Source organism: Enterobacter sp. PL_is511 (genome assembly GCF_055816065.1).
Genome location: NZ_JBVPGP010000016.1, coordinates 119,620 through 127,450 on the forward strand (window position 1 = coordinate 119,620; position 7,831 = coordinate 127,450).

At 57.1% G+C, this 7,831-nt stretch carries 6 protein-coding genes; 3 read left to right on the plus strand and 3 right to left on the minus strand.

The features are described from left to right. Positions 1-26: 26 nt before the first annotated feature. A complete protein-coding gene (gene bglX, locus AC0TN7_RS03720; protein ID WP_417927608.1) occupies positions 27-2,324 on the minus strand; it encodes a beta-glucosidase BglX in 2,298 nt (765 codons plus the stop codon). 189 nt (positions 2,325-2,513) lie between these two features. On the opposite strand from bglX, the gene dld reads away from it, so the two are divergent. Beyond that, a complete protein-coding gene (gene dld / locus AC0TN7_RS03725) occupies positions 2,514-4,262 on the plus strand; it encodes a D-lactate dehydrogenase (protein WP_473701843.1) in 1,749 nt (582 codons plus the stop codon). Positions 4,263-4,374: 112 nt separating this feature from the next. Then, positions 4,375-4,929 carry a GNAT family N-acetyltransferase gene (locus tag AC0TN7_RS03730; RefSeq protein WP_024908153.1) on the plus strand — a complete coding sequence of 185 codons (555 nt, stop codon included), beginning with the start codon at positions 4,375-4,377 and terminating at the stop codon, positions 4,927-4,929. 94 nt (positions 4,930-5,023) lie between these two features. Here the strand turns inward: AC0TN7_RS03730 and pbpG are convergent, their stop codons facing one another. Beyond that, positions 5,024-5,947, minus strand: a complete 924-nt coding sequence (gene pbpG / locus AC0TN7_RS03735) for a D-alanyl-D-alanine endopeptidase (RefSeq protein ID WP_024908154.1) — start codon at positions 5,945-5,947, stop codon at positions 5,024-5,026. 167 nt (positions 5,948-6,114) lie between these two features. Further along, a complete protein-coding gene (locus tag AC0TN7_RS03740; protein ID WP_023312454.1) occupies positions 6,115-6,702 on the minus strand; it encodes a Yip1 family protein in 588 nt (195 codons plus the stop codon). A gap of 157 nt (positions 6,703-6,859) precedes the next feature. Between AC0TN7_RS03740 and AC0TN7_RS03745 the strand changes: the two genes are divergently transcribed. Further along, positions 6,860-7,432, plus strand: a complete 573-nt coding sequence (locus tag AC0TN7_RS03745) for a DedA family protein (protein WP_032646544.1) — start codon at positions 6,860-6,862, stop codon at positions 7,430-7,432. Positions 7,433-7,831 lie beyond the last annotated feature (399 nt).

The following is a 7,831-nucleotide window of genomic DNA, read 5'->3' on the forward strand; positions in this document are numbered from 1 at the left end:
ACGGGGGGAGGCAAAGGAGGGACAGGTTATAGCAGTTCGAACTCACCTTTATTCACGCGGGCGGAGTCCACGCCGATAAAGACGTTAAACTTGCCCGGTTCCGCGTCATATTTCATCTGCTGGTTCCAGAACTTCAGCGCATCCACGTCGATCGTGAAGCTGATAGTTTGGGTTTCGCCAGGCTTCAGGTTGACCTTCTCAAAGCCGCGAAGCTGCTTCACGGGACGGCTCATCGACGCGGTGACATCCTGAACGTACATCTGAATCACCGTTGCCCCTTCGCGCTTGCCGGTGTTGGTTACCTCAACGCTGGCGGTGACTTTGCCGTCACGCTTCATCGTAGGCGCTGACATTTTCACGTCAGAGACCTTGAAGGTGGTGTAGCTCAGGCCGTAACCAAACGGATACAGCGGGCCGTTAGCTTCGTCGAAGTAACGAGACGTGTACTTGTTCGGCTTGTCGGCGTTGTACGGGCGACCGGTGTTCAGGTGGCTGTAGTAGACCGGGATCTGCCCGACGGAGCGCGGGAAGGACATCGGCAGCTTGCCCGACGGGTTGTAATCGCCAAACAGCACGTCGGCGATGGCGTTACCGCCTTCGGTACCGGCGAACCAGGTTTCCAGAATGGCGTCAGCCTGCTGGTCTTCTTTCACCAGCGCCAGCGGACGACCGTTCATCAGCACCAGCACTAGCGGCTTGCCGGTGGCTTTCAGGGCGGCGATCAGATCGCGCTGGCTCTGCGGAATGGTGATATCGGTCCGGCTGGAGGCTTCGTGCGCCATACCCTGCGCTTCCCCCACGACCGCGACAACGACGTCAGACTGCTTCGCGGCGTTCACCGCCTCGTCAATCATCTCCTTCGGCGTGCGCGGATCGACCTTCACAGCTTCCTCATACTGGTTGAGGAAGGTGACGATATCTTTATCGTTGGTGACGTTCGCCCCTTTGGCGTACACCACTTTGGCGTTATCACCGACGGCACTCTTGATACCGGTCAGCACGGTCACCGACTGGTCAGCCACGCCTGCGGCAGACCAGCTGCCCATCACGTCGCGCTTGCTGTCGGCCAGCGGACCCACCACGGCAATGGTGCCGGATTTTTTCAGCGGCAGCGTGTCGAGGCGGTTTTTCAGCAGCACCAGGCTTTCGCGCGCCACGTCACGCGCTTCTTTACGGTGCAGACGGCTTTCGGCGTTGGTATCTGCCGGGTCAGAGTCCTTCGGCCCCAGGTGGCTGTACGGATCGTTAAACAGCCCCATGTCGTATTTCACGTTCAGCACGTGGCGCGCGGCATCGTCCAGCTCCGCCATCGTTACCTTGCCGCTCTTCACCAGCCCCGGCAGGTATTTGCTGTAATACTCATCGCTCATGCTCATGTTGATGCCGGACTTGAGCGCCACGCGCACCGCGTCTTCCGGATCGGAGGCGGTACCGTGCTTGATCAGCTCTTTAATCGCGCCGTGGTCAGAAACGGTGATGCCTTTAAAGCCCCACTGGTCGCGCAGCACGTCTTTCAGCAGCCAGGAATCGGACGTCGCCGGCGTGCCGTTCAGGGAGTTCAGCGCCACCATCACCGCGCCGCTGCCCGCATCCAGCCCTGCCTTGTACGGCGGCATATAGTCGTTAAACAGGCGCTGCGGGCTCATGTCGACGGTGTTGTACTCTTTACCGCCTTCCACTGCGCCATAGGCTGCGAAGTGTTTGACGCTGGTCATCACCGAGTAGCGATCCGCCGGGCTTTTGCCCTGCATCGCTTCCACCATGGTTTTGCCCATCGTGGAGGTTAAATACGTATCTTCACCAAAGCCTTCCGAGCCGCGGCCCCAGCGCGGATCGCGCGAGACGTCCACCATAGGTGCCCAGGTCATGTTCAGGCCGTCGTCCGCCGCTTCATAAGCCGACACGCGCCCGACGGTTTTCACCGCGTCGAGGTTAAAGGAAGACGCTAAGCCGAGGCTAATCGGGAAGACGGTACGCTGGCCGTGCACCACGTCATAGGCAAAGAACAGTGGAATTTTCAGGCGGCTGAGATCCATCACCTGGTCCTGCATCTTGCGGATATCCTGGCGGGTGACGGTATTAAAGATGGCCCCTACCTGCCCGTCTTTGATCATCGCCCGGATGGCCTCTTTCGGGTTATCCGGGCCGACGCTGATAAGGCGCAGCTGGCCGATTTTCTCATCGACCGTCATTTTCTTGAGCAATTCCGTGACAAACGCATCCCGTGCTTCAGGCGTGAGCGGGTGATTGCCAAACAAATCCTCTGCCAGCGCAGGTTGCAGCGCCAGGCTGACGGCGACACCTACAGAACATAGCCATTTCATGTCGTTTTACTCTCTCATCAATAACCGCCGGACGATCTCGGCCATACCGTGCGAAAAGCGCAGTGTGCCACAAACCCTCAGAACGTTGCAGGGTTATTCTCTGATTTTTCTCGTGAATACTCGACCGCTTAACAGTTAATCGCGCTATGCTTTACAGCGAGAAATTTGCCCCACCACAAGGAGTGGAAGATGTCTTCTGTTCGAACAAACGATAACACGGCTTTTATTAACGAACTGTCGCGCCTGGTTGGCTCCTCTCATCTGCTTACCGACCCGGCCAAAACCGCCCGCTACCGTAAGGGTTTCCGCTCCGGCCAGGGCGAGGCGCTGGCGGTGGTCTTCCCCGGCACGCTGCTGGAGCTGTGGCGCGTGCTGAGCGCCTGCGTCGCCGCCGACAAGATTATTTTAATGCAGGCCGCCAATACCGGCCTGACCGAAGGCTCCACGCCGAACGGCAACGATTACGATCGCGACATCGTGATTATCAGCACCCTGCGCCTCGACAAGCTGCACCTGCTGGACAAAGGCGAGCAGGTGCTCGCGTTCCCCGGCACCACGCTCTACTCCCTGGAAAAAGCGCTTAAGCCGCTGGGTCGTGAGCCGCACTCGGTGATTGGCTCCTCCTGTATTGGCGCCTCGGTGGTCGGTGGGATCTGCAACAACTCCGGCGGCTCGCTGGTACAGCGCGGCCCGGCCTATACCGAGATGTCGCTGTTTGCCCGTATTGACGAAAATGGCAAGCTGACGCTGGTGAACCATTTGGGAATCGATCTCGGCGTGACGCCGGAGCAGATCCTCAGCAAGCTCGACGACGATCGCGTGAAGGATGAAGATGTGCAGCACGACGGCCGCCACGCGCACGATCACGACTACGTGACCCGCGTGCGGGATATCGACGCCGATACGCCGGCGCGCTACAACGCCGACCCGGACCGCCTGTTTGAATCCTCTGGCTGCGCCGGGAAGCTTGCCGTTTTTGCCGTGCGCCTGGATACCTTCCCGGCAGAGAAAAAGCAGCAGGTATTTTACATCGGTACCAATCAGCCTGAGGTTCTGACCGAGATCCGCCGTCATATTCTGGGTGAATTCACCCACCTGCCGGTGGCGGGCGAGTACATGCACCGGGACATTTACGACATCGCCGAGCGTTACGGCAAAGACACGTTCCTGATGATCGACAAGCTGGGCACCGACAAAATGCCGTTCTTCTTCACCATGAAGGGCCGCACCGACGCGATGCTGGAGAAAGTGTCGCTGTTCAAACCCCACTTCACCGACCGCTTTATGCAGAAACTGGGCAACGTTTTCCCGGCGCATTTACCGGAGAGGATGAAAACCTGGCGCGACAGGTACGAGCATCACCTGCTGCTGAAAATGGCCGGAGACGGGATCGCCGAAGCGCAGGCCTGGCTGACCGAGTTCTTCAACACCGCCGAAGGGGATTTCTTTGCCTGTACGCCTGAAGAGGGCAGCAAAGCGTTCCTGCACCGCTTTGCCGCCGCTGGTGCCGCCATCCGTTACCAGGCGGTGCATTCCGAAGAGGTGGAAGATATTCTGGCGCTGGATATCGCTCTGCGGCGTAACGATACCGAGTGGTTTGAACACCTGCCGCCGGAAATCGACAGCAAGCTGGTGCATAAGCTCTATTACGGCCACTTTATGTGTTATGTCTTCCATCAGGATTACATCGTCAAAAAAGGGGTCGATGCACACGAACTGAAGGAGCAGATGCTCGCCCTTCTGCGTGAACGTGGCGCACAATATCCTGCGGAACATAACGTCGGACATCTTTATAAAGCCCCCGACGCACTTAAGCAGTTTTATCGCGAGAATGACCCTACAAACAGCATGAATCCCGGCATCGGTAAAACAACGCGGAAGAAATACTGGAAAGAAAGCGCGGACGCGGAGCAGCGCATAACGCAAGCGTCTGATTAATTCCTACAGCCAAATTTGAGAGATTGTTAAGCGCTCCTTAATCGTAATAGAGTAACTGTCTGACGCCGGAGAAACGTTTCTCCGGCTTTCTATAACGAGGAGCAGGCTCATCATGTCGGCTATTGATGTTTTATCCGAGACCGAACTGGAAGTGCGCGATGCCCTTCCCGATGATGTGCATGCCATCGCCGCGATCTATGCCTGGCATGTGCTTCACGGGCGCGCGTCATTTGAAGAAGTCCCCCCCACTATCGACGAAATGCGTCATCGAATGAAAAGCGTGGCTGAGAATGGTTTACCGTGGCTTATCGCGCTGTATCGCGGCATCGTGGTGGGCTACTGCTACGCCACGCCTTACCGTCCGCGACACGCCTACCGCTATACCCTGGAAGAGTCGATTTACGTGGATGCCAGCATCACCGGGCGCGGTTTTGGCACGGCGTTAATGTCTGCGCTAATTGAACGCTGCGAACAAGGTCCGTGGCGGCAGATGATTGCCGTGGTGGGAGATGGCAATAATAATGCCGGTTCGTTACGCCTGCATAAAAAGCACGGCTTCGTGATTGTCGGTCAGCTGCGCAGCGTGGGCTATAAGAAAGGCGACTGGCGGGATACGGTGATTATGCAGCGCCCGCTCAACGATGGTGACTGGACGCTGCCGGAATAAAAGCAAAACGGTAACCTGGGTTACCGTTTTTAGTGTTTTCTCCCTCTCCCTGTGGGAGAGGGTCGGGGCGAGGGCATCAGCGCGCAGAGGCGCATCAGTCGTTCTGCGCCGTCGCCATCTGCTCCGCTTTCTGCTTTTTATACGTCAATGCGGCGGCCGGAACGGGCTGCACTTTTCCTGTTTCAATCCAGGTACGCAGGCGGCTCGCATCCGCAAAGTGCGTGTATTTGCCGAAGGCATCCATCACCACCAGCGCCACCGGCTTACCGTTAAACACCGTGCGCATCACCAGACAGTGCCCTGCCGCATTGGTAAAACCGGTTTTTGTTAACTGAATATTCCAGTTATCACGGTAAACCAGATGGTTAGTATTGCGGAACGGCAGCGTATAGGCCGGGTTCGCAAAGGTCGCCATCTCTTCACGGGTGGTACTGAGCTGACCAATCAGCGGGTACTGTTTGCTGGCAATCAGCAGTTTCGTCAGATCGCGGGCCGTGGAGACGTTGCTGATCGACAGACCCGTCGGTTCAACATAATGCGTATTGTTCATCCCCAGCGATTTGGCTTTGGCGTTCATCGCGCGGATAAACGCGTCGTAGCCGCCCGGATAATGGTGCGCCAGGCTCGCCGCCGCGCGGTTTTCAGACGACATCAGCGCCAGCAGCAGCATATTTTTACGGCTGATTTCACTGTTCAGCCGCACGCGGGAGTAGATCCCTTTCATCTCCGGCGTGTGGCTGATATCCACTTTCAGCTTTTCGTCCAGCGGCAGATGGGCATCAAGCACCACCATCGCGGTCATTAATTTGGTAATCGAGGCGATCGGGCGCACCAGGTCCGGATGGCTGGCGTAGATCACCTTATTGGTGTTGAGATCGACAATCATCGCGCTGCCTGAAGCAATTTGCGGTTGGGCAGCGGCAGCGGTCACCGCGGGCGTTTTGGCGACGGCCGGCACGGCAGCGGACGCACCCAGCAACAGCGCCAGGCTAAGTAAAGAGACTCGGAATTTCAGCATGGTGAGACTTCTGATAATTATTCACGCACGTCATGACGTACACCGCCTGTATCAACGGATAAACACAGGCTGGCTTCGGCATCATAGCCGTCAGCGGGCGTTGTCGCCAGAGGATAATCGTGAACAGATGCTGCATTGCTGGCATTTACGCCAGCAATGCAGTGAACTCAGAAGAGACGGTATCCATAACCCCAAAGGATCACCGTCAGCGCCAGTAGCGCCTCCAGCACCAGCACCCCGATAGCGAGTGTTGAACTGGAAAAACTCAGGCCTTCTTCTTTATTGATATTCAGGAAGGTTGGAACCCCCAGATACAGCAGATACCCGGTGTAAAAGAGGGCAATGGTACCGATCAGCGCGCACAACCAGACCAGTGGATAGAGCGCAACAATACCGCTTAAGAACAGCGGGGTCGCGACATATCCGGCAAAGACCATACAGTGCGCCAGCGATGGACGTTGTGGGTAGTTACGCGCCATCCAGTGAATGACTCGCCCCATGACCGCCACACCCGCCAGCATCAGACCATAAAAGACGATGGCCAAATAGAGTCCGGTAAACCAGGAAAGCTGAACCACGGTGCCGTCACCGAAGTTCCAGCCGATTTGTGTCGTTCCGATAAAAGCGCATATTACCGGCACCGCAGCCATCAGCAGCACGTGGTGCGTGTAATGATGCGAGACCGTTTCGTTCTCACTTTTAATGACATGCATTTCACGATCGGGATGGGAGAAAAGTCCCCAGACATGGTTCATAGCGCCCCCTTGTTGTCGGCCCGTCAGCGATACCTTAAGTATAATGCAGGCTTTAGATTATTTTATGTACAGTGGGAAATTTCCGTTGATTTCCCCGCTGTTGATTCATGGGGTATATGATTAAACGAGGTACGCAGAGGGAGATAACAGTTACGTAATGGATATTAACGCACTCATTGAACAATATGGCTATGCCGCGCTGGTCATCGGTAGCGTGGCAGAAGGCGAAACCATCACCCTGTTAGGCGGCGTCGCCGCGCATCAGGGATTGCTGAAATTCCCGCTGGTCGTCGCCGCGGTTGCGCTGGGGGGGATGATTGGCGATCAGCTGCTCTACTTTCTCGGGCTGCGCTTCGGGCCAACGCTGCTTAAGCGTTTCACAAAGCATCAGAAGAAAATTCGCCGCGCTCAGCGGCTCATTCAACGCCACCCCTATCTGTTCGTCATTGGCACGCGCTTTATGTATGGCTTTCGCATTATCGGGCCGATACTCATTGGTGCCAGCCATCTGCCACCAAAAATTTTCCTGCCGCTCAATATTGTGGGTGCGATTGCCTGGGCGCTGATCTTTACGACGCTCGGTTATGTGGGGGGCGAAGTGATTGCGCCCTGGCTGCATAATCTCGACCAGCACCTCAAGCACTGGGCGTGGCTGATTCTGGTGGTCGTGGCGGTGATTGGGGTTCGACTGTGGCTGAAGCAACGGGAAAAGAGGCGGGATGAGGAGTGAGTGCGGCCTGATGCCCTCACCCTAACCCTCTCCCACAGGGCTGAGGGTTCCCCACAAAATAATGCCTGCACGGACGACCCCCTCTCCCTTGAGGGAGAGGGCTGGGGTGAGGGGGAACATACGGCTGTGGAGGTCATTCCGTTCACGTTATGTTCCTTGCTACTCTGTAACGATATGACCGGTGAACGTGCCAGGGTGGCTCAATCGCCACCACCCTGGCGACCCGGGCTCCCGGCGGTAAATCGCCGCTTCGCGGTCCCCTCAGCTTATTCCTTCAGGCTATCGGGTCGGGCATGAGCCTGCATCCCTGCAGGCCACGCCCTCTCGGCGCATCCCTGCGCCTCGCCCCGGCCTTACGGAAACGCTTCGGCGATTTACAGCCGGACCAGGGCGTCGCTG